Below are 23,256 nucleotides of genomic sequence, written 5' to 3'. Positions count from 1 at the left end.
GCACCCCCCCCACCCATGACCACTGACGTACTAATCATCGGTTCCGGAATTGCCGGTCTGAGCACAGGAATTAAACTCGCCATGTTGCGGCCGGAGTTGAAGATTGACGTGCTGACTAAAGTGAACGAGCGTGAGTCAAACACCAGTTACGCCCAGGGTGGTGTGGCGGCGGTGTGGGACCACGGGACCGACAACTACGAAAAGCACATTGCGGATACGCTGGATGCCGGAGCCGGTCTCTGCGACGAGCACATCGTGCGCATCGTGGTCGAGGAGGGGCCCGAGCGGGTGGAGGAAATTATCGAGTGGGGTACGCGCTTTGACCTGGACCAGTTTCAGAAGTACGACCTCGGTCGGGAGGGTGGGCATTCGGAGAACCGGATCCTGCACTACAAGGACCTGACCGGCTGGGAAATACAGCGGGCCCTGAGTGCGAAGGCGGCTACCCTGGACAACCTCAAGGTACACGAGCATTATTTTGCCCTCGACTTGCTGACGCAGCACCACCTGGGCCACATCGTGACCCGCCTGACCGAAAACATCGAATGCTACGGCGCGTATGTGATCAACAAGGAGAACTGGGAAATTAGCACCATTCTGGCACGTACGACCGTGCTCTGCGCCGGGGGCAACGGACAGATCTACCGCAGCACCACCAATCCCATCATCGCTACCGGCGACGGCATTGCCATGGCCTACCGGGCAAAGGTGCACTTGGAGAATATGGAATTCGTGCAGTTTCACCCCACGGCATTGTACAATCCGGGTCGGGAGAAGCAGGCATTTCTCGTGAGTGAGGCGGTAAGAGGGTTCGGGGCGATCCTGAAGCGGCCGGACGGTACGGAATTCATGCACGATTATGATTCCCGCGGCAGCCTCGCTCCCCGCGACATTGTCGCCCGGGCCATCGACAACGAAATGAAACTCGGTGGAGTCGAGTATATGTGCCTGGACTGCACCCACCTCGATGAGGAGAAGTTCATCGCCCACTTCCCCACGATTTACGAAAAGTGTAAGAGTATCGGCATCGACCCCATGCGTGACCTGATACCCGTGACCCCCGCCTGCCACTATATGTGTGGTGGAGTAAAGGTGGATGAGTTCGGGCGCAGTTCGGTCAACCGGCTCTACGCCGCAGGAGAGTGCACTAGTACCGGCCTGCACGGAGCCAATCGCCTGGCCAGCAACAGCCTGCTGGAAGCCCTGGTTTTCGGTCATCGCATCGCGCATTCCATCGCCAGCAACATCGACCACGACGGCCTCCAAAAGAACATCCCCCAGTGGGAGCGCACCGGCACCACCAAACCGAAGGAGCAGGTACTGATCACCCAGAGCATCAAGGAGCTGAAGGAGGTGATGTCCAGCTACGTCGGTATCGTTCGCAGCGACAAACGCCTCAAGCGCGCCCGGGACCGGCTCACCCTCCTCCACAACGAGACGGAAGAACTCTACCGTCACAGCCTGGTCAGCCCCCAGCTTTGCGAGCTACGGAACCTCATCACCGTCGGCTACCTCGTCACCAAGGCCGCCTCCCTGCGGAAGGAAAGCCGCGGACTGCACTACACAACCGACTATCCCGAACGGGCGGATTTCGTGCAGTATTCGGTACTGTAGCGTGGGTACTTAGGAGCAACGTTCTGTGTAGCGACCTCCGGTAGGCCGCCTTGCACATATGGCAACTTCTGGTTAATTTGAACAGCCGGCCCCGGCGGTTGTCCCCTGATCGTTTCGCGAAATCACCAATGCGTACGACAGGTTACCTGTCCGTTTGTGCAGGATAAACAATAGTTATTTGCCCGATGGTGCCAACCGACGTACGATGGACCGCTATGTGTACTTACTGATCTTTCTGCTAATCGCAGGTTGCAGAGAGAGTGGAGTGACCTCCGGCGATCCACCATCGCCCTACACCACGGAGGCAGGAGCCCCCCTGCCCGTTCGCGCGCAGTCGGTTCCGCTGGTTGTTACGGAGGTCCACCCCGACAGTATCGCTTTGGCACGGACTCGACCGGTTGCCGGACAGCCCCGGGTAATCTCAGGTCCTGACAACGTACGTGCGGCCGGGGCACCACGCGTGACGGACATCACCGTTCCTCCGACCATCATCCAACCCGGCACCGACGGCGTTCCGCCGCCCCGGGTCGTGACCGCGCATGCGATTGTTCGGCCCGCCATCCAGCCCAAACCCGAGCCGGTGCCCGCACTAGGGTTATCACGGACCGCCACCGGCTACTTTCAGTTTCTGGACGCAGGAAGCCTGATGAACGGTGGCCGGATCTACGCTATACTTCAGGACCGCGCTGGCAACATCTGGTTCGGGCAGGACGGTGGCATAAGCAAATACGACGGGAATTTTATCACGAACTATACCACGGAACAGGGGCTGGGGGTCACCTGGGTAAAAAGTATGTTTGAAGACGCGGACGGGAACTTATGGATTGGCGGTGAACCGGGCATCAGTAAATACGACGGCCGTAACTTCACCAATTACACCACCGTAGAGACTATCGGCGACAACCTGGTGCTGGCCCTAGCCGGAGATCGCCACGGCAATGTATGGGTGGGTACCCGGGAAGGCATCAAGCGCCTTACCCCGTCCGGGGAAGGAGGTGGGGCAACCTTCACCCACTTTACGACCCGGCAGGGACTAAGCGACAACAACATCAAAGCCATTCTGGAAGACCGCCGGGGAAACCTCTGGTTCGGCACCCTGAACGGCGGGGCGATTAAGTTTGACCCGGACACCTCGGTGGCCCCCTTTGGCACGTTGACCCGCTACACTACCGAGCAGGGGCTGGTCAATAACCACGTCCTGTCGATTTACGAAGACCGCACCGGCAGACTGTGGTTCGGCTCGGGTGGCGGAGGACAATCCTTCGACGTCAATTTCAGCGGTGACGCGGGCGGAGGAGTAGACTGCCTGCACCCGGCCCCACACGGTGGCGGTGAAACGTTGGTGCACTATGGACGTCAGCAAGGGCTGAACGGCCAGGTGATCACTGATATACACGAGGACCTCACGGGCAACTTCTGGTTCGCTACCGCCGACGCGGGCGTCACTAAATTGCGCGATGTCGATGGAGATACACCCACGTTTACGAGCTACACCGCCAGCCACGGACTATCCAACAACGACATCACGACCATTCACGAAGACGGGCAGGGGAACCTCTGGTTTGGGTCGGGCACCAATGGTGCCATCAAACACAAACCCGGCATTCAGTACTTCACGCGGGAGAATGGCTTCACCGGCGGGAACACTTACACCGTTCAGGGCGATAGTAGGGGCAATGTTTGGATCGCGACGAATGGGGCGGGCGTATTCCGCTACGACGGCCACGACTTTACCCAGTTCACCAAGCAGGAGGGGCTGGCCGGAGATGCGGTTTTTGCCGTCGCCGAGGACAGACGGGGCAATCTTTGGTTCGGCACCAATGGCGGACTGAGCCGCTATGACCCCACCTCCCACCGGGGCCGGGGCGCTTTCACCACCTACACTACGCGGCAAGGCTTACGGGAAGACGCGTTGTTCTCCCTGCACCACGACGAAAACGACGCCCTCTGGATGGGTGGTGTCGGAGTCGGGGTCACACGCATGTTGGCGAACGAGGGTTCCGCCAAACCCCGCTTTACGCATTTCATCGTATCGTCGGACTCAACGACCGCAGCGGCCGATCCGAACTACCTTCCCTGGGTAAATACCATCGTGGACGACCGGCGGGGTAAACTTTGGTTCAATACCCGCCACGTCGGTCTCTTTAGCATCGATACCACCGGCAGTAAGGAAAGCGCTACCTACTATCGCGGGCTCATCGACCCGGCCACCGAGAGTCACCGGGTGTTTGCCCTGACCGTAGATCGACCCGGCGCGCTGTGGCTGGGAACGCAGCAGGGCTTACGCTACTACGACGGCACTGATTTTTTTCCGTTTCGGTTAAATGACAAACTGGGGGCACCGCTCTCCGTTCTTGCCGATGGGCGGGGGAACATCTGGCTGGGAAGGCATCAGGGGCTGAGCCTGCTTGCTCCCGCGCTCCCCGCCGACACCGAAACACGCCTTCCCCCCACGGTAGTGGAATCGGTATACCGCAACACACCCTACGCCAAGCACGACGGCTTACTACACCTTAATTTTTGGCGTGGCGCTTACCTGGATCGCGAGGATCGACTGTGGTTTGGCACGGGGGAATCGCTGACCCGACTGGACCTTAATGAATTTCACTTCCCGTCCGGCAGCCCGCAGATCAGTCTGAATTCCATAGATATCAACCAGCACTTCATTGATTTTCATCGGCTTTCGGATACGGCCTACCAACGTACGCTGCCCTTCGGTAAGCGTCTGGCCCGGTCAGCAGGTCCGGCAACGACCTTTTCTAACTACCCTCAGAGCTTGTCCCTACCCAGCCGGCTCAATCACCTCAACTTCCGTTTCTCGGCCATCGACTGGAGTGCGCCCCATAAGGTGCAGTATAGCTACCGGATGGAGGGCCTCGACGAATCGTGGAGCATCCCCTCCCCTTCCGCCACCGCCGAGTACCGAAATTTGCCCTATGGTACCTTTACCCTAAAGGTGCGCGCGATCGGTGAGGGATCGGTGTGGAGCGACCCGATCGCCTACACCTTCACCATTCTCCCCCCCCTGTACCAAACCTGGTGGGCACGACTCGGATATGGGTTGGCCGGAGCTCTTCTTCTGTTCCGCTTCGTGCGGTGGCGGACCGGTCGTCACAAACGTCGCCTCCGGCTCCGGGAGCGCGAGCTGGCCCAGGAGCGGCTGATGACGGATCGGCTGCGGGAGATCGATAAGCTGAAGGATCAATTCCTGGCGAACACGTCCCACGAGTTAAGGACGCCCCTCCACGGGATCATTGGGCTATCCGAGTCGCTATACGAAACCGTTGGTACGGTACCGATCGAAAAACAGCGCACCGACCTCAGCATGATCATCTCTTCCGGCAAGCGGCTGAGTCATCTGGTCAATGACATTCTTGACTTCTCCAAACTCAAGAATTCCGATCTCGCGCTGCAACGAAAGCCGCTCAACCTGCGGATCGTCTGCGATATCGTATTCCACAGCAACGCCCCGCTGATTGGTGCGAAGGACTTGCAGTTGCTGAACGAAATTCCTGCCGATCTGCCGGCGGCACTGGCCGACGAGAATCGGATGCAGCAGATCCTCTATAACCTGGTAGGTAATGCCATGAAATTTACCGAACGAGGCCACGTACGGGTGGCGGCCGTACACCACGACGACCGCATCCGGGTGGAAGTAGCAGACACCGGGGTGGGCATTCCGGAAGACAAGCGGCACCTCCTGTTCACGGAATTCAGCCAACTGGACGGTGCGGCCGATCGGCAATTCTCCGGTACCGGTCTGGGGCTCAGCATCAGCAAGCGGCTCGTCGAACTGCACGGGGGCACCATCTGGGTAGAGAGCGAAGTCGGAAGAGGTTCTACCTTTTACTTTACCGTGCCCACCGCCGGAGAAAGTGCTCCGGTACCGACGGTCGAGGTGGCCTCCCCTGCCTTATTCGCCCCGTATCAGCCGTTGCCGGAGGTACTGGCGGAAAGCAACCCGGGCGATGTCCGCATTTTGGTTGTCGACGACGAACCGGTCAACCAACAGGTTATGTGTAATCACCTATCGCGTCAGGGATTTCACCTGACGCGGGCTATGAACGGAGAAGAAGCGATTCGCACAATCGAGCTGAGTGAACCCTTCGATCTGGTGTTGTTGGACGTCATGATGCCCCGCATGTCGGGGTACGAGGTTTGTCAACAACTCCGGCAAACTTACCTGACCTCCGAGCTGCCCATTATCATGGTGACCGCTAAAAACCAGTTGAGGAACGTGGTCCAGGGGCTGGCCCTCGGTGCCAACGACTACCTACCCAAACCCATCCACAAGCAAGAACTGCTGGCCCGCATCAATACCCAGCTCGACCTACACCGCATCTTCAAAGTAGCCGGCAAGTTCGTCCCTAACGCCTTTTTACATTCCCTCAACCGCAACCGGTTGACGGAGGTGCTCCTGGGTGACCATATCGAACGCGAAGTGACCGTCCTCTTCACCGATATCCGTGACTATACCACCATTTCGGAAGCCATGACACCGGAAGAGACGTTCATGTTCGTCAACGACTTCAACGGACGCATCGGGCCCCTCATCCAGGAAAACCACGGCTTCGTAAATCAGTACCTGGGCGACGGCATCATGGCCATTTTTCCCCGCCGTTGTCAGGACGCACTGGATGCAGCCATTGCCATTCAAACCACCATTCGGCAGCGAAATCGTGGACTCCGGCAGGCTGGTCAACCCCCACTGCGGGTGGGAACGGGCCTGCACAGCGGTCCGCTCATCATGGGCATCACCGGAGACAAAAACCGGATGGACGCGACCACGATCGCGGATACCGTGAACACCTCCTCCCGCATCGAGAGCCTGACCAAATACTATGGTGCATCGATCCTGCTCAGTCAGGATAGCCTTGACCGGATCGAGGATACGACGGCCTATAACCTGCGATACCTGGGCAAGGTGGTCGTCAAGGGCAAAAAAGACCCCATCGGCCTGTACGAGTGTTTCAACGGCGATCCGCCATCGCTCATCAAGAAAAAACTTGCGGCCCATGGGCTGTTCGAACGGGGCTTAGCCCATTTTTACCATCGAGACTTCGCCATGGCCGTTGCCGCATTCGATCAGGTCCTGAAAATCACGCCGGACGATCAACCTGCCCGGCTGTTTCTCCACCGCGCCAGTAAACTGCTCGTGAAGGGCACCGACCAGGAATGGACCGGCGTCGAGATAATGACCTTTAAGTAAACTGCGAGGCGGGGGCGCAGGAGCTGAGCATCAACTGAGACGTGCCTAGTTATACCCGGGATTTTGCTGCAAATTCGGGTTTGCTACCGTCTCGCGTTGGGGGATCGGGAAAACCAACTCATTGGCATTGTAGGCGAAATTGCCCACGCTGCCCTGAAGCCGCTTGATGTCGTGGATGCGGAACCCTTCAAAGGCCAATTCCCGGCGGCGCTCGGCGAGAATGTACGTCAGATCCACTTCCTCGAGATCATCCAGTCCGGCACGCCTGCGCAGGCGGTTGATGTCCGCTAGTGGAGTGGCTCCCGTGTCGGTGCCCAGGCGTTCGTTTGCTTCGGCCCGGATCAGGTACATCTCCGCTAGGCGGAGCAGGCTGATGTTGGCAAACTGGTTGTTGAACTTACCGGTGTAGGTAACGCCGCCCCGCTCGAAGAAGAGTGCGCGCCGGGCGTCGCCCTCTTCGTAGAGAGCCAGGTGGGAGGGCAGTACTTCGATGTCTCCGTCGCGACCGCCGAACTCAGGAACCGAGAAGAAGATCGTCAGGTTGTTGACGCCGTCCTGAGCGCTGACCTGAATGGCGAAGATGTCTTCGGTGGAGTTGCTGCCGTTCTTGAAGGCGGCTTCGTAGGTTGGCGTAAGGGAATAGAATCCGCTTTCGATCACGGTATTGGCGGCATCGCGTGCTTCGGCGTAGCGGTCCATTTGCAGGTAGACCCGCGCAAGCAGTGCGGTAGCGGCGTACTTGTCGGCAAATATTCCGTTGGTTTCCGGAAGCAGGTCGGCTGCCGTGGTCAGGTCAGAAATCACCTGAGTGTAGACGTCTTCCACCGACGACCGGGCAACGTTGCTTTCTTCCGAGATTCCGCGGGTGGGGGTCAGTACGAGGGGCACACCTAATTGATCGTTGCTCTGACCGGATTCGTACGGAAGGCCGTAGAGGCGAACCAGGTCGAAGTACACCAGTGCGCGAATGAAGCGGGCCTCTCCTTCTATTCGTTCGCGATCGTCGGCGTCCACGACCTCGAGAGCGGAAAGTACGTTGTTGGTGATGTTGATGGCATCGTAGCTATCGAGCCAGGTAGACTCCGCATCGGCATTGCCGGTACTGATTTGCTTGCGCGCGATCTCGTCGGGGCTGTTGAAGGTGCCGACAAAGAGGATTTCGCCGGTTCCGCCGAGCAGGTCAGCGTCGCGTAGGTTGTTACCGCCGTATAGGTCGCCGTCGCCGAGGATGTCGTAGGCACCGACGAGTACGGCCTTTACCGTAGCGTCGGAGCTGAGGGCGACATCTTCGCTGATGCTCTGGGAGGGTTGCAGTTGGAGCTGGTCGCTACAGGAAGCGGAGAAGATACCGAGCCCCAGCAGCGTAACGAGAATAGAATAGTTCATGATGTTCGTTTGGGTTGGTGGGGAATTACAGTCCGACGTTGATACCAAAAATGATGGTTCGGGGCTGGGGAGCGGTGTAGAAATCCACGCTCGTCAGCACGTTCGGTGAGTCGTCGGCCAGGAAGTCGGCGGCCACCTCGGGGTCCCAACCGGCGTAGTTGGTGATGATGGCCAGGTTCTGACCGGTGACGTAGAACCGCAGACGGTTGACTCCGATGCGGTCGACGATGCTCGTCGGCAGCTCGTAAGACAGGGTGACCGTCTTGAGGCGAACGAAGTTGCCGCTGCTGAGGTAGCGACTGCTCCGGCCGTTGTCGGCGTTACCCCAGAAGAAGCGGGCTTCGGGTACGTTGGTGATGGTATTCTCGGGGGTCCAGGCATCTAGCTGGTCGCGGGTCTGGTTGTCGAACCAGCAGCCACCGCAGCTCTGGAAGACACCGGCGGAATTGTGCACCTGATTGCCGAAGCTGCCCTGCATGAAGACGCTCAGGCTGACGCCCTTGTAGCTAAAGTCGTTGGTCCAGCCGGCCAATTTATTGGGTAGGGCATCGCCGAGCACCACGAAATTGGCTTCGTTGGCACTGTTGGTGGTAGCTTCAGGATTGATGATGTTGCCGTCGTCATCCTGCTCGTTAATGTAAAACAGGCCGTCTCCGTTGGCGGGATCCACGCCGGCGTACTCGTAGCCGTAGAAAGTGCCGATGCTCTCGCCGACCTTTACGACATTCATGTACCGGCTCCCCCCGTCGTCAATGATATCCTGCCCCTCGGCGAGGGAAAGAATTTCATTTTCATTGAGCGCGAAGTTGGCGCTCGAACTCCAGCTAAAGGCCTGGTCAAAAATGACGGCGTTGAGCAACACTTCCACTCCCCGGTTGCGCAGTTCTCCGACGTTGCGGAACTGGGTACGGAAGCCGGTGGTTCCGGGTACGGGCACGTTTAGGAGTAGGTCGTTGGTGTTCTTAACGTAGTAATCTACTTCACCGCTGAGTCGGTTGTTGAACAGACCGAAATCGATACCGACGTCAAACTGAGCAGTTTCTTCCCAGGTCAGGTCGGGGTTCGCGATCTGGATAGGTCCGAGACCGGAGGTAGCAGCATAGCTGGACGCATCATACAGACCCCGACTCGCGAAGTTGTTGATGTCGGCGTTGCCGGTCAGGCCGTAGCTCGACCGCAATTTCAGGTAGCTGACGGTGGCGTTGCTTTCGAAGAAGTCTTCCTCGCTGATGACCCAGCCCGCGGCAACGGCCGGGAAGAAACCATACTGATTGTTGGTCCCGAAGCGGCTCGAGCCGTCCAGGCGACCGCTGATGCTAAATAGGTACTTCCGGTTGAAGTTGTAGTTCGCCCGCCCGAAGTAGCTGAGGAAGGTGAATTCGGTCAGGTCGGTGGTGCCGTCCGTGATCTCCGCCGCACTGGCGATCGTCCGGAGCTGGTCGAGGGGAAACTCCTGTCCTTCGACGAGGATGTTCTCCTGGTCTGACTTTTGAAACTCGATACCTCCGACAAAATCAACGTTGTGGCCGGCGTCGAAGTCCTTATTGTACAGCAGCAGGGCCTTCGTGTTGTAGTTGACGATGTTACTCCAGCGGCTGTCCGCGAAGCCGTTGGTGCTCTCGCCGCCGTCGGTGAGCCGCCCGAGGAACCTGTCCTGTTTGATGTTGGCCACGTCGACACCCGCCTCCGCACGCAGGGATAGCCCCTCGACGAGGTCGAATTCGCCGAATACGTTGGCCAGTGTACGGAAGCTGATGGACTGTTTTTCACTGTTCTCCAGTTCCACCAATCCGTTGTAGTAGGTGGTTACGGGCCGGTCGAAGAGCTGGCCCGGTTCGAAACCCTGGTATTCTTCTCCGGTAGTGTTCCGTACGGGAGTGATGGGCGACAGGGCGATCAGTTGGAGTGGGGTGCTGAACTGATTGTCGTTGCTTACCCGGCTGTTGTCGGAGCGGCTAAGACCGAGGCGCAGTCCGTAGCGAAACCGATCGGAGGCCTCCGCGTCCAGGTTGAGGCGGGTGCTGAGGCGCTGAAAGCCGTTGTCCACCAGAATACCCTCCTGATCGGAGTAACCGAAGCTGGCGTAGTAGGTCAGTTTGTCGCTGCCTCCGCTGGCGCTCAGGTCGGCGTTGCGGCTCTGGCCGGTACGGAAGGCCTCGTCTTCCCAGTTGGTATTGGTTTCGTTGGTGCGCCAGTTGCTCGGACCACTGTAGCGGTCGAAGCGGCCTTCCACGAAATCCAGATAGGCCTGGGTGGTGTTTTCCAGGGTGTACTCATCGTCGGAGAGGCCGAACTCGTTGAGCCCGTTGTTAAAATCGTAGCGGGCACCGCCCCGGGCCGTTTGTTGGAAGAATTCGACGAATTCCTGGGCATTGAGAAATTCCTGACGGCGGCTCGGTTCGCTGCTGCCGAAGCTGACGTTGAAGTTGATTTTCGTACGGCCGCTGACGCCTTCTTTGGTGGTGATGAGCACGACTCCGTTGGCGGCCCGTGATCCGTAAATGGCGGCAGAGGAGGCGTCCTTCAGGATCTCGATCGACTGAATGTCGTTAGGATTGAGGTCGGCCAGGAAGTTCTGACTTCCCGAACCCGGGCTGCTGAAGGTACCGCTGGTGATGGGTACGCCATCGACCACGTAGAGCGGATTGTTGCCGGCTGAGATGGAGGAGCTTCCACGTACCCGGACGTTGATCCGGCCACCGGGCTTGCCGCTGACCGCCTGTACGAACACACCGGCGGTACGTCCCTGAATGGCTTGCTCGGCACTGGTAACGGGCAGGTTCTGGATGGCATCTCCCTCGATCTGGGCGATGTTGCCGGTCAGGGTACTCCGAATCTGCTTACCGTAGCCTACGACGACCACTTCAGACAACTGGGCGGCGTCTTCATCCATGACGATATCGTAGGTAGTTCGACCGTCAAGGGGTATGTTTTGGGTCTTGAATCCGGTATACGAGGCCACCAGTGCTTCCACTCCCGCGGGGACGTTTAGGCTAAAGTTGCCGTCGATATCGGAGACCGTCCCGGTGCTGGTGCCCTCGGCGAGGACCGAAGCTCCGATGAGTGGCTCCCCGGATTGGTCGGTAATGGTTCCGCTTACGGTAGTCTGTGCCGTCAACCCGAGCACAAAACCCAGGCAGAACAGGCTTAGTAGTAGTCTCTTCATTTCACTAGTGAGTTGTTGAACCGATAAAGGTAATATTGTCTCATATACCAGCAATCGCAATCTATGTGGTATTTGTGACGGGTAACCACCATCCTATGGCGATATCACTAAGATAAGCTATTGATAGATTGGTTGTTACTAACCAATGGGCAAGCTTGCTTACGTTGTGTTCACTGCCCCGCCCTAGCTGCCGTATGTTTTCAGCAGCGCCTCCAGATCGTCCTTGGTATTAGCTTCTTCGACGGGCTTGTCCTGCCGCCAGCGGAGCATTCGCGGGAACCGGAGGGCCACGCCCGATTTGTGACGTGTACTGCGGCGAATGCCCTCGAAACCGATCTCGAACACCTGCTTTGGTTTAACGCTCCGCACCGGACCGAACTTCTCTACGGTGTTGCGGCGTACCCAGGCGGTGATCTGGTTAAATTCTTTGTCGGTAAGCCCGCTGTATGCCTTGGTGAAGGGCACGAGCTGCTCGCCGTCCCAAACGCCGAAGGTGAAGTCGGTATACAGGTTGGCGCGCCGGCCATGGCCCCGCTGTGCGTACATCATCACGGCGTCGATGGTGAGGGGATCGACCTTCCACTTCCACCAGTCGCCCTTTTTTCTACCCTGTTTGTATTCGCTATCGAGGCGCTTGAGCATGATGCCCTCGCTAAATTTCTCCCGTGCGGTTTCCCGCTCGATGGCCAAATCTTCCCAGTGCTCGAAGGCAAAGACGGGGGACAATTGCAGGATGCCCTCGGTGTCGTATTCCTCCACCACCCGTTCGAGTAGTTGGCGGCGCCCGGACATGGGCAGCTTGCGGATGTCGCGGCCTTCGTATTCGAGCAGGTCGTAGCACATCAGCACCACAGGGGCGTCCTTCAGCAGTTTTTTGCTAACGTTTTTGCGGCCGATGCGGGTTTGGAGCACGTTGAAGCCAAGGGGCCGGCCGTCCTTAAAGGGCAGTATTTCTCCGTCGATCACCGTGCCGTTGGGAAGGGCCTGGGCTAAGATGGCGTATTCAGGATACTTATCGTTGACCAGTTCTTCCCCCCGCGACCAGATGAAGGCCTGATCGTCGCGCACGATGAGCTGGCCGCGGATCCCGTCCCACTTATGCTCCGCCTGCCATTCCGCGGGTGTACCCAGGTCTTCGGCGGGCTGCTCCAGTTGGTAGGCCAGGTAGAAGGGATAGGGGCGGGAGATATCGTCGGTGGCCGACTCCGAGTGAATCAGGTCTCCAAAGGTGGTGTCGTTGGGCGTCCAGTTGCCCATGAGTCGGTGGGCCAGGTTTGTTTCCTCGATGCCAGTGGCGCGGGCGAGGGCGCGGGTCATCAGTTTTTGACTAACCCCTACCCGAAAATTGCCGGTGATGAGCTTATTGAAGAGGTAGCGCTCGGTGGTGCCGAGGCCGCGCCAGGCTTCCTGTACGGCTTCCTTTTTACCCTCCTCGTCGTAGCCGGCGAAGCGCTCGATGTAGTCGATCCAGTAGGTAAGGGTGTGGTCGTAGTCGGCCTCCGGCGGCGGCAGCACGAGCGCAATGGTTTCGGCCAGATCACCGACGACGTGGTAGCTTTCTTCCAGGATCCAGGTGTCGATGCCGCTGAGTTCGGAGGCCCAGGCGCGCAGCAGTTTGGAGTTGACCGTCCTGCGGGGCCGGCGGTGGGAGAGCAGGGCAACGGTCCAGAGCTTGTCCTCATCATCGACCTGCAGAAAATAGTCGGCCAGGGACTCCACTTTGGAGTTGATCTTGGTGGTGCGGTCGAGGCGGCGAAAGAGTTCGGCGAAGTTTTTCATGGGTTAACCGCAGATTTTGGCAGATTTTGGTCGCGGATCAACACAGATTGCCGCGTCAGGTCCCCTGGGCCCCAAAGGGGGGCAACAGCCGTGCAAGAAAATCCGCGAAAATCTGCGAAGCCAATCTGCCCTGATCTGCGGTTCACCTCACTCCCCATCAGCTACCGCATTTTCCTTGTTTGTCTCCTCGTTCCCCTTGGTTTCGATCTCTGCCAGTTCGCCCTCGTATTCGGTCTCCAGTTCCGTGGCGTTGTAGCCGAGTTCGCGGAGGTATTTGCTGAAGATGGAGGTGTAGCCGTGGGTGACGTAGATGTTATCGGCTTCGGTGAGCTTGATGGCTTCGAGCAGACTGGGCCAGTCGCAGTGGTCGCTGAGGATGAAGCCCCGGTCGGCTCCCCGTCTTCTTCGCGCGCCACGCAGCGTCATCCAGCCCGAGGCGGCGGCCACGGAGGCATTGCCGAATTTCTTCACCCAGGGCTGTCCTATGGCACCGGGGGTCGCCACGACGATATTGCCGGGGTATTCTTTTTTATTGACTTCCCGGGTCACGCGGGTGGTCTCGGGCAGCACGATGCCCTGATTGCGCAGCACCTCGTTGGTGTTTTCGATGGCGCCGTGGGTGTATATTTTGCCGATGGAAGTGTCCAGACCGTTGAGCAGGCGCTGGGCCTTACCGAGGGCATAGCCGGTAATGATGGCGGTGCGTCCTTCGGCAGCGGTGGCGCGCCACCAGTCGTTGATGTCGGCGAAGAGTTCTTCCTGGGGCGTCCAGCGGTACACGGGGAGTCCGAAGGTAGATTCGGTGATGAAGTGCTGGCACTTCACCGGTTCGTAGGGCTGGCAGAGGCCGTCGTCCTCGAGCTTATAATCGCCGCTGGCCACCCAGATTTCCCCCTTATACTCGACCCGAATCTGGGCCGAACCGATGATGTGTCCCGCCGGGTGAAAGCTGAACTTCACCCCGTTGATGGTCTTCACCTCGCCGTATTCGACCGTCTCGAGCTTGATGTCGCCCAGGCGGTACTTGATCACGGGGGCGGCCAGGCGGGTGGACAGGTAGTACTCGTTGCCCCACCGCGAGTGGTCGGCGTGGCCGTGGGTGATCAGGGCGCGGGGGACCGGTTTCCAGGGGTCGATGTAGACGTCGGCGCGTTCACAGTAGATTCCGCGGTCGTTGAAGGTGAGGAGGGGCATCGGGAGTGGAACGGGGAGAATCGCCCATCGGTTCAGGCCCCTCGTCCGCCGAATCCTTAACTCTTACTCGGCCGACGAGCCGGCTACCGCCGGAACTCGGCGGACGAGACCACCGGCACCCGCACCACACTCGGATACTCCGCCGAGTGGTGAATGGCATTACGCGCCACCACGCCCTCCTGCTCCGTCACGTTATCGCCCCCCGTATTCAGGTTGCGGTCGAAGCGGGGAAAATTGCTGCTGCTGACCTCGATGCGAAGGCTGTGCCCCGCCCGGAAGAGATTGCTGGTGCTCATCGGCGTGAGGTCCACCCGGTAGACGTTGCTTTCCTCCATGAATACTTCCTTGTCGTAGCCCTCGCGGTAGCGGACACGCTGGATGGTCTCGTCGAGGTTATAGGCCGCACCGTCGGGGCTTACGTCGATCAGTTTGATGGTCACGTCGGTGTCCTTTGCGTCGCTGCTGAGGTAGAGGCTGGATTCTACGAAACCACTGATTTCCGTATCATCCGTAAAGGGTTCGGAAGTATAGACCAGAATGTCGTTGCGCGCCTCCATCACCCGCTGATCAAAGCTACCGCCCTCCACTGCATCACCGGTGCAGCAAACGTTGCCGCCGTAGCTCTTCACCGGGTTCATCGGGTCGTAGAGATAGTGGTCCGGACGGTCTTCCCCGGGGGCTTCCTTTACCAGGCGACCATTTCCGTACATGGTGTTGGCGCCACCGTCGCTGTCGAGGTAGAAGCTCATCATTTCCGCGCTCGGCGGGGGCCAGGCGGTGGTGGTTTGCCATTCGTTGCTGCCCATGGTGTAGTAAGTGACCCGGGCTAGCGTATCGATTATTTCGGGGGAAGCGTCTTTGAGCCACTTGTCGAAGAAACCGTATACCAGCGCATCGTAGTCGTAGCGGGCATCGCCCACGCTGCGCTCGCCCACGATGGTGTTCTCGGTTGCGCGGGTGTAGGCGCAGTGCAGCGTCGGTGCGATCCAGAGAAACTGGTTGTCGCGGGCTTCCTGGGATTCCGCATTCTCGCGTACGTGATTGAACAGCGCCAGGTTCGGACTGATCGATACGTCGTACCAACTCGTGAACCAGAAGGTCGGCACGTCGAAGGGCATATCGTCGTGGTAAAGTCCGCCCTCAAACCACGCCAGATCGTTGGGCTTACGCTTGATCATGTCTTCGTAGATGCCCTTCGGTCCCTTCCCTTCCTTGATGATATCTGCCACCGGGAGGGTCGCAAGCAATTCGGTAGAGGAGATCTCCGGGTATTCGGGAGCCATATCGTAAAAGCGAGACAAACGCAGCAGGTCTTCCCGGCTAAGCCCTTCCTGCAACCGGGGCGCCTGGGGGTCGTGCTGCACCTGGTAGAGCCAGCTGGTAAAGAGCATTTGCTGGGCCCCGCCGCGGTACCAGTTGCCCTGTTCCATGTAGTCCCCTACCCTGCCCACGCCGGCACCGTAGCCCATCGGCACCATGGCCTTGAGGGCGGGATGTCCCATGCTGGCGACGGCCATTTGCCACTCGGCGGTGGAGCTGCAGCCGTACAGACCGACGTTTCCGTTGCTCCAGCGCTGCTTACTCAGCCAGTCGATCGCGTCGTAGCCGTCGGTCAGTGGCACGCCCAGTATGTCCCATTCCCCCTCGCTGAAGTAGCGCCCCCGCTCGTTCTGCACCACGTAGGCGTAGCCGCGCTCCACGGCTTCCATGGCCCGTTCGTAGTTGCGCGTTTGCTCCTCGCCGTCCACCCATGCGTTAAATTGGTAGGGCGTACGCACCAAAATCACCGGGGCCCGGTCAACATTTTTCGGGCGATATACGTCGGTGGCCAGCCGCTTCCCGTCGCGCATCGGCACCATGATTTTTTGCTCGATCACCGCTATCTCCGCTAGCTCGTTGTAGGCGTCGGAGGTCTGGGCGGGGACGCGGGTGCAAAGGAAAATCAGTAAGAGCAATGATAAATGGCGCAGCATAACAGGTTGGTTTGGTAGTCGTCGTGAAGATAGTTTACCCGCCCGACGATTCTCTATGCACACCCAACAGCATCATCCCCCGTCCGACGGATCCTTCTGCTCACCCAAAGGCATCATCCCCCCGTCCGACGGATTCTTTTGCTCACCCAAAGGCAACGTCCCCCCGTCCGACGGATCCTTCTGCGTGCGAAGCAGCAGAAGTCCGTCGGACGGGTATACCAATCCCACCCGCCGATAAAGCTCAATATCCGCCGCACTCCCCACCAACTCAAAGTTTCCTTCGGGCAGTGGTTCCCGCCGCTCCTTCATGTAAAATTCGGCTACCGCGGGATCCTCCACGACGGTAATCTCCCGGTTCTTCCCCAAATACCGCGCATAAAATCCCTCGTCGGAAAAGGCTACCCGTGCAGTGGTGGGTACCTGACTGACCAACTCGGCCACGGCAGTGTAGGTGGGGACAATGTCGTAGTAGTACAGGTGCAGCGAGAATTTCTGCGGGGTATCAAGGGCGAGATACAGTGCCGACAGCAGTACCGTAGCCGCCGCAATAGGAGTACCCTTCACCCTGAGCCGCCTACCTAACGCTACAATTCCCCAGATTAGGAACAGGGCAACCACCATCCCGCCAAACTGCAACTGAAAGATGATCGTCCGGTGGAACGGCACCGCCCGCATCAGCAGGACTGTAACGACCGTACAGCTGATCAATAGGAGCTGAAAACATGCCAGTCGTCGGTACCCTTTCACCCGCGACCGCCACCAGGCCACCACGGGCAGCAGAAACAACAGCGACATCAGCCAGGGAAAGACCTCCGCCAGTTCCTGGGTACTGTAGTTAGCGTAATCCGGAAGGGTCGGCAGAAACCGGGCCGCAAATGCCCCGTATTCCTCCGTACCCGCCGCCACGTATCGGTTGGCCGTGATGGACTGGAATCCGGAAAAAGTGAGGGCGGGCAGATAGAACATGAGCACCGCTGCTCCGGCGATCAATTGGGAGATCAATAGCTGGTAATCAATGCGCCGCTCCTTAATCCAGTCGGTCAGGACCCAGCACAGCATAGCAACGTGCACGTACAGAAATACCGGCACCGTAGCGTAAGCCATCACGCTCCCCACCGCGAATAACCCTCGCCAACGCGCCTTTCCACTACCCAGGTAATGCCACAGTCCCACAAAGGCCAACCAACTGGCCAAAAGAAGCAACAAATACCCCCGCGCCTGGACGGCAAAGCCCCAAACTGGTAGTAGCACCGATAAGAGTACGATGACGGCCCCAGCCAGCCAGCGGTTTTTAATCACCCCTTTCAACCAGAAAAACTGAATTGCCCCCAGGGCGATAAAGCTTACGAGCGATATTATCCGACCGGTAAGCAATAGGTCGCCCATACTTCCGAAAGCGGCGGCATTGAGGGCATTGAACAGCAGGTGATTGTTGGGGAGCATGTAGTACGACAGCGACCGAAACACCCCCTCCCCCGCCGCGTTAAGGGCCGAAAAGATTTCGTCAAAGGAAGGGGGCAACAAGCCGTTGCCGTACCACCATAGGGCACCCTGAATCATGGCAATGGAAGAGATAACCGCAACATCCACTCTCGGTACCGAGAATCGCGAGGTTGCAAACCCCCTCCGCTCCCGCTTCCGCCACGATCGGTACAGGTAGGCCAGGCTGATCAGGCCGACAACTATCCCGATTGTAGCAAAGGCGTTTCCCGCGTGCTTGACGGTCGGGGTAAAGAAATCAGTGGTCCACTGCGCATCCCGGTAAAATGCATCCCGCTGCATATAGAATACGACCAGATTGTCGTATTTCCGACTCAGGTACCACGCCGCGTAACCCGTCCCCGCCAAAAAGCAGCTCGCCGCAACCAGGTAGGCCACCCTCGACGCACTCCTGCACATGGTACCGGACAGGATCATGATATTTTTTTGCCAAGATAGCGCGTCGGGATACGTTGTCGTGGCAACCTCTGTGGGCCGCGCGCCGTTGTCTAATTTTCCTATAACCCCACCTAAGGTCCTTTGATGCGTCTACTCCTTCCCCTCCTCTTTATCCTGTCCGTTGGCCTTTCCGCCCAGCAAAAGGCCATCACCCTCGAAGACATTTGGGCCGATTATACCTTTAACCCCGACGGAGTCAGCGGCTTTAATTTTCTACAGGACGGCCGGTCCTACGTTCGCCTGGAAGATAACCGGGTAGTCACCTACGACATCGCCACCGGCAACCGGGAGCGGGTGATCCTAAACGCAGATGTCCTCCCCACCGATAGCGGGTTTAGTGGTCGAATGGACGACTATACCTTCAGCGACGACGAGACGAAAATTCTCCTGAGTAGCCAGACGGAACAACTCTTCCGCCGCAGCTCCCAGTCGTACTTCTTCGTCTACGATACGGAAACGGAGCAGCTTACGCCGGTCTACTCCGAAGGGAAGCACCGGCTGGCTACCCTCGATCCCGCAGGCGAACGGGTAGCCTTCGTGGTCGACAATAATGTATTTATCAAGAATCTGGCCGACGGGAAGCTCACCCAGGTCACCGAGGACGGGGAAGCCAATGCCATCATCAACGGTGCCACCGACTGGGTATACGAGGAAGAATTTGGGTTCAGCAAGGCACTGTACTGGAGCCCCGACGGGGAGCGGCTCGCCTACCTGAAGTTCGATGAGCGCAGGGTACCGGAATTCACTTACACCAATTTCAAGAACGGGATGTACCCCGAGTACGTCACCTTCAAGTATCCGAAGGTTGGCGAGGCCAACAGTACCGTCAGCCTGCACAGCTACAGCGTTTCCAGCGCACAGACCACCGACCTCCTCACCGTAAACCAGGAGAACTCCGGCGACTGGCACTACCTGCCCCGCGTAAGGTGGACCGAAAACCCCGATGAGCTCACCGCCCAGCGCATGAACCGCCACCAGAATAAACTGGAACTGCTGCTTTTTGATCTCCACACCGGCGAACGGCGTACCCTGCTGACGGAGGAGAACAAGTACTACGTCGACGTTCACGACAACCTGACCTTCGTCGACGACGGCTTCATCTGGAGCAGCGAGCAGGATGGCTTCAACCAGCTCTACCTCTACGATATGCAGGGAGAAAAGCCCCAACAACTTACTTCCGCCCGCTACGACGTCACCGAATTTTACGGGGTATACGATGGCCGGTTGTATTTCCAGGCTGCCGGGCGCGATCCCATGCAGCGGGAAGTGTACACCAAGAGCCTGCGCGGGCGCGATCTGCCCCGTCCGGTTGCCGCCGAGCCGGGCTATAATTCAGCCCAGTTCTCGAATACCTACGACTACTTCGTGCTGAGTAACTCGACGATCAATCGCCCGGAAACCGTCACGGTCATGGATGCTACGGGCAGTCCGGTACGCAAGATCATCAGCAACACGGAACTTGCCGAGCGTGCGGCGGCCTACGGTTACCGGCCTGCGGAATTCTTCACCTTTGCGACGGAAGAAGGAACCGAGCTTAACGGTTACATGATTAAGCCCGCCAGTGCGACCACCAACAAAAAGCATTCCCTGCTGATGCACGTCTACGGCGGTCCGGGTAGCCAGCAGGTTGTCGACAACTGGCGCGGGCAGAACATGGCCTGGTTTCAATACCTCGTACAGCAAGGTTTCGTGGTGGCGGTAGTCGACAACCGGGGTACCGGCGCCCGGGGGGAAGAAATGAAAAAGCGCACCTACCTCACACTGGGTAAAGAAGAAACGGAGGATCAGATCAGCGCGGCCCGCTACCTCGGTTCCCTGGATTACATCGACGAAAAGAAGATCGGCATTTTCGGGTGGAGCTACGGTGGATTTATGGCCCTGCACGGTATTCTACAGGGCAACGACGTTTTCGCCGCCGCCATCGCCGTAGCCCCGGTAACCAACTGGAAGTGGTACGACACCATCTACACCGAGCGCTACATGCGTACCTACGCCGAAAACCAACGGGGGTACGACGAGAACAGCCCGATCAATTACGCCGATCGGTTAAAGGGGGACCTGCTGCTCGTACACGGAATGGGAGACGATAACGTCCATTTCCAGCATACCGCCGAGATGGCGAATGCACTAATTATGAACAACAAGCAGTTTGATACCTACTTTTACCCCAACCGAAACCACGGCATCTACGGCGGCCCCACCCGGCTGCACCTGTACACGAAGATGACTAACTTTCTGATGAACAGCATCGGACCGAGTATTACTTCAAAATAAGATTTTACCGCTTAGAGCGAACTCCAAAGCTAAGGGGGCAGTTGATCCACCCACAGTATAAGTTTAATTGATTCAGAAAGGCACGTCATGACCCGGCAGTGCCTTTCTTCTTTTTACTCCTTTCGGTGGCCTAATCCCGGGGTTGGCCTGTCCGTATCCACTTACGGCCCGAAAAGAGGAATATTTAACTAAATGCGTCGGGTTTTTTCAATACGGGCACGCTCCGGGGCCGCTAATTTCATATAACGGTTAGGCCCGTTCGCCCTCGGTATACTCCGCTTCGCACCAGTTAAATATCCGCTATGCTATCCGTGACCACAACGCTGGCTCGCACGGCCATTTCTCGCCTGCGAACTGCCGAGGATTCCCTTACCCGGCACACCATACTGGCCACCTTCGATCACTGGAGAAGCAACTTCCCCTCAAAGAAAAACTGTCGCTTCCAGCGGACGCTGGCGATTCTCCGGCAATCCGACGGGCCCAGTTCGGTGGAAGAATTAAGCCAGGCCGTCGGGGTAAGTGAACGGCAGCTGCAACGCCTCTTTCGCGATCGGGTGGGAATGACGCCCAAATTTTACCTCCGATTTCTCCGCTTCGAGCGCACCTACCAATTCTTAGTGGCTAACCCCCGGCACCCCTACGCGGAAATCGCCTTCCGGTACGGATATGCCGACGAAGCACACCTCATTCGGGAGTTCCGATTCTTCTGCGGCCTTACCCCTCGTGGGCTAGCGGCTACTATTCCCGCCTTATCCTAAATTCAATTATCCAAGCTATGAAGACACCCATCCTCCAACTAGCCGTTTTCCTTCTCCTGACCTGCCCGCTTATTGCGCAGACCAGCCAACTACCGTACGCGCTGCGAAGCCACCGGGCGGACCTGCCCACACCCGTAAGCAAACACTTGCAAGAGCTGGAACAGCGGTTACTTGCCGGACCGTTGGAGCGCACGCTCACCAAAGCTATTGCCGATTCCATGTACCTAGATTCTACCATCACCTATCATCCGGTAGACGTGGGTGAAGCCAACCCCGTATTCGTCCCCAGTTCCCGCAGTGTATTCATGGAAACCGGCCCCGGGCAACTGCGTATCGTCGAATCGGTATTCGAGGAAGACGCCTGGCACTTCAGTACTCAGACCCGCACTCAACACGATGAACTGGGCCGGGTAATCACCCAGTTTGCCGAGGCCTTCGATCGTGACATCGGTACCTGGCTGCCCGTATCGCGGCTAAGAACGTACCCCCGGGCTGTCTCTACCACGCTGTTAGATTCCCTCTATGTGGAAATGTGGATAGAGGAGGATAACAGTTGGCAACGCGTGATCAATGTCCGCCATACCTACGGCGAAATGGAAAGGCTGCAAAAATCCACGACGTCCCTCATCCTCGATGGGGAAGAATTAACGTTCGAGGATGAGTATTCCTACGACGAGAACGGCGACAATACGGAGATCCACTATTACTTGATCAGTGATTCCGAGCGCCTACTAACCAGTCAGGAAACCAGAGAATATTCCAATCATCTGGTGACAAATTCGACCCTATTTCTCTATGATCAAATCGACGAAGACCTGCTCCCGGAAGAGTACATTACTTACACCTACACGGGTACTGGATTGACGGATTCGATCACAACTTACCTATGGGACGATGCCCAGGAGGACTGGTCGTTGAGTAGCCTGAACAACTACGACTACAACGGCCTGGATGCCGTGACCGATGAGTACACCGCCACCTTCGATATTTTCGGAGATACGAGCCTGACCTGGATTAAAAATACCTACGTGGCCGGAACAACGTATCTCGAAACAGTAGAGGAGTTTGCCTTCGTGGAAGACCTGAATTCCTACCGGCGGGACGCCTACACCCGTTACTTCTACCGCGAGGCTTCTACCGCGGTCAACGACCGGCCACGACTCACTCGTCAACTTGCCATCTGGCCAAATCCAACCGCCCATTCGGTGGAAATTAACCTTCAGGAATCCGCCCTGCTCCACCTCTACGACCAGACCGGCAGGCTGATTCTGACCCGCAACTGGGCTCCCGGTCAGGATCGCTTCGACCTGCCCGGTCTGTCCCCGGGAATCTACCAGCTAAGTGCCCGAACCGCTGAGGGAGTATATGGAGCGCGTCTCATCAAGAATTGATTGTAGGGGACCAGGAGTTGCATGTTTTAACATAAAATGTCTGAAACATACAATCCTGCCGGGTGCTGGGGGACTATTTTTATAGGCGACCTCCCCTCACCTGCTTTCTCCGTCCGTTATGGTTGCCCTGGGTTCCGGCTTCGTCTCCAACGCGATCGACCTGCTACGCAGCGCCGAACGTCACGAAGCACGCCACCTTGTCCTGGCGAGCCTCGCCCGCTGGCGGGAAAAGCTACGCACATCGCCCCCCGGACACTTCCGAAGAGCGATCCACCTGATTCATCGGGGGTCTCCGGTTCCGCGATCCGTGCGTGACCTCAGTCTGGCCGTGGGAGTAAGTGAACGACAGCTGCAGCGCATCTTTCGCGACCGTACCGGAGTGACGCCGAAGGTCTATCTGCGCTTCTTCCGGTTCGAACGAGCCTTCCTGTTTATGCAAGGCAATTTCTGGGCGTCGCTGGCTACTACCGCTTTCCTCCATGATTATACGGATGCGGCCCACTTAATCCGGGAGTTTCATGCCTTTGCCAGATCCACGCCACAGGGCTTGCTGCGTGGGGTCGGAAATTGACGC

12 protein-coding genes are annotated in these 23,256 nt (G+C 58.1%); 6 read left to right on the top strand and 6 right to left on the bottom strand.

What is annotated here, in order from left to right:
- Positions 1-15: 15 nt before the first annotated feature.
- On the top strand, positions 16-1,614 hold the full coding sequence (gene nadB, locus GGR28_RS08635; RefSeq protein WP_183495361.1) for an L-aspartate oxidase: 1,599 nt from the start codon (positions 16-18) through the stop codon (positions 1,612-1,614).
- Positions 1,615-1,792: 178 nt separating this feature from the next.
- Complete coding sequence (locus GGR28_RS08630) at positions 1,793-6,823, top strand: two-component regulator propeller domain-containing protein (RefSeq protein ID WP_183495360.1); 5,031 nt, start codon at positions 1,793-1,795, stop codon at positions 6,821-6,823.
- 45 nt (positions 6,824-6,868) lie between these two features.
- On the opposite strand, the gene GGR28_RS08625 is transcribed toward GGR28_RS08630, so the two are convergent.
- The 6 genes from GGR28_RS08625 to GGR28_RS08600 form a co-directional block, all read right to left on the bottom strand.
- Positions 6,869-8,209 carry a RagB/SusD family nutrient uptake outer membrane protein gene (locus GGR28_RS08625; protein WP_183495359.1) on the bottom strand — a complete coding sequence of 447 codons (1,341 nt, stop codon included), beginning with the start codon at positions 8,207-8,209 and terminating at the stop codon, positions 6,869-6,871.
- 25 nt (positions 8,210-8,234) lie between these two features.
- Complete coding sequence (locus GGR28_RS08620) at positions 8,235-11,375, bottom strand: SusC/RagA family TonB-linked outer membrane protein (RefSeq protein ID WP_183495358.1); 3,141 nt, start codon at positions 11,373-11,375, stop codon at positions 8,235-8,237.
- A 183-nt stretch (positions 11,376-11,558) separates the two neighbouring features.
- Positions 11,559-13,154, bottom strand: a complete 1,596-nt coding sequence (locus GGR28_RS08615; RefSeq protein ID WP_183495357.1) for an ATP-dependent DNA ligase — start codon at positions 13,152-13,154, stop codon at positions 11,559-11,561.
- Between the two features lie 147 nt (positions 13,155-13,301).
- Positions 13,302-14,348, bottom strand: coding sequence for a ligase-associated DNA damage response exonuclease (locus GGR28_RS08610; RefSeq protein WP_183495356.1), 1,047 nt, complete (start codon positions 14,346-14,348; stop codon positions 13,302-13,304).
- 83 nt (positions 14,349-14,431) lie between these two features.
- Complete coding sequence (locus GGR28_RS08605; protein WP_183495355.1) at positions 14,432-16,321, bottom strand: CocE/NonD family hydrolase; 1,890 nt, start codon at positions 16,319-16,321, stop codon at positions 14,432-14,434.
- Positions 16,322-16,393: 72 nt separating this feature from the next.
- Entirely contained in the window at positions 16,394-18,238 is a 1,845-nt protein-coding gene (locus tag GGR28_RS08600) for a hypothetical protein (protein ID WP_183495354.1), read from the bottom strand.
- Between the two features lie 105 nt (positions 18,239-18,343).
- On the opposite strand from GGR28_RS08600, the gene GGR28_RS08595 reads away from it, so the two are divergent.
- From GGR28_RS08595 to GGR28_RS08580, 4 genes are all read left to right on the top strand, one after another.
- A complete protein-coding gene (locus GGR28_RS08595) occupies positions 18,344-20,533 on the top strand; it encodes a S9 family peptidase (protein ID WP_183495353.1) in 2,190 nt (729 codons plus the stop codon).
- 302 nt (positions 20,534-20,835) lie between these two features.
- On the top strand, positions 20,836-21,291 hold the full coding sequence (locus tag GGR28_RS08590) for a helix-turn-helix domain-containing protein (RefSeq protein ID WP_183495352.1): 456 nt from the start codon (positions 20,836-20,838) through the stop codon (positions 21,289-21,291).
- A 17-nt stretch (positions 21,292-21,308) separates the two neighbouring features.
- Positions 21,309-22,682, top strand: a complete 1,374-nt coding sequence (locus tag GGR28_RS08585; protein WP_183495351.1) for a T9SS type A sorting domain-containing protein — start codon at positions 21,309-21,311, stop codon at positions 22,680-22,682.
- A 118-nt stretch (positions 22,683-22,800) separates the two neighbouring features.
- The gene (locus GGR28_RS08580; protein WP_183495350.1) at positions 22,801-23,253 is read left to right on the top strand and encodes a helix-turn-helix domain-containing protein; all 453 of its coding nucleotides are present in this window, start codon (positions 22,801-22,803) and stop codon (positions 23,251-23,253) included.
- The last annotated feature ends 3 nt before the right edge of the window (positions 23,254-23,256 follow it).

Origin of the sequence: Neolewinella aquimaris, from assembly GCF_014197245.1 — a bacterium.
Taxonomy (GTDB): domain Bacteria; phylum Bacteroidota; class Bacteroidia; order Chitinophagales; family Saprospiraceae; genus Neolewinella; species Neolewinella aquimaris.
This window is presented reverse-complemented; position numbering and strand designations above follow the sequence as displayed.

Coding starts and splice junctions, on each gene's coding strand:
- GGR28_RS08585 (WP_183495351.1), top strand. CDS start 21,309: ATGAAGACACCCATCCTCCAACTAGCCGTTTTCCTTCTCCTGACCTGC.
- GGR28_RS08620 (WP_183495358.1), bottom strand. CDS start 11,375: ATGAAGAGACTACTACTAAGCCTGTTCTGCCTGGGTTTTGTGCTCGGG.
- GGR28_RS08625 (WP_183495359.1), bottom strand. CDS start 8,209: ATGAACTATTCTATTCTCGTTACGCTGCTGGGGCTCGGTATCTTCTCC.
- GGR28_RS08590 (WP_183495352.1), top strand. CDS start 20,836: ATGCTATCCGTGACCACAACGCTGGCTCGCACGGCCATTTCTCGCCTG.
- nadB (WP_183495361.1), top strand. CDS start 16: ATGACCACTGACGTACTAATCATCGGTTCCGGAATTGCCGGTCTGAGC.
- GGR28_RS08600 (WP_183495354.1), bottom strand. CDS start 18,238: ATGATCCTGTCCGGTACCATGTGCAGGAGTGCGTCGAGGGTGGCCTAC.
- GGR28_RS08610 (WP_183495356.1), bottom strand. CDS start 14,348: ATGCCCCTCCTCACCTTCAACGACCGCGGAATCTACTGTGAACGCGCC.
- GGR28_RS08595 (WP_183495353.1), top strand. CDS start 18,344: ATGCGTCTACTCCTTCCCCTCCTCTTTATCCTGTCCGTTGGCCTTTCC.
- GGR28_RS08580 (WP_183495350.1), top strand. CDS start 22,801: ATGGTTGCCCTGGGTTCCGGCTTCGTCTCCAACGCGATCGACCTGCTA.
- GGR28_RS08615 (WP_183495357.1), bottom strand. CDS start 13,154: ATGAAAAACTTCGCCGAACTCTTTCGCCGCCTCGACCGCACCACCAAG.
- GGR28_RS08605 (WP_183495355.1), bottom strand. CDS start 16,321: ATGCTGCGCCATTTATCATTGCTCTTACTGATTTTCCTTTGCACCCGC.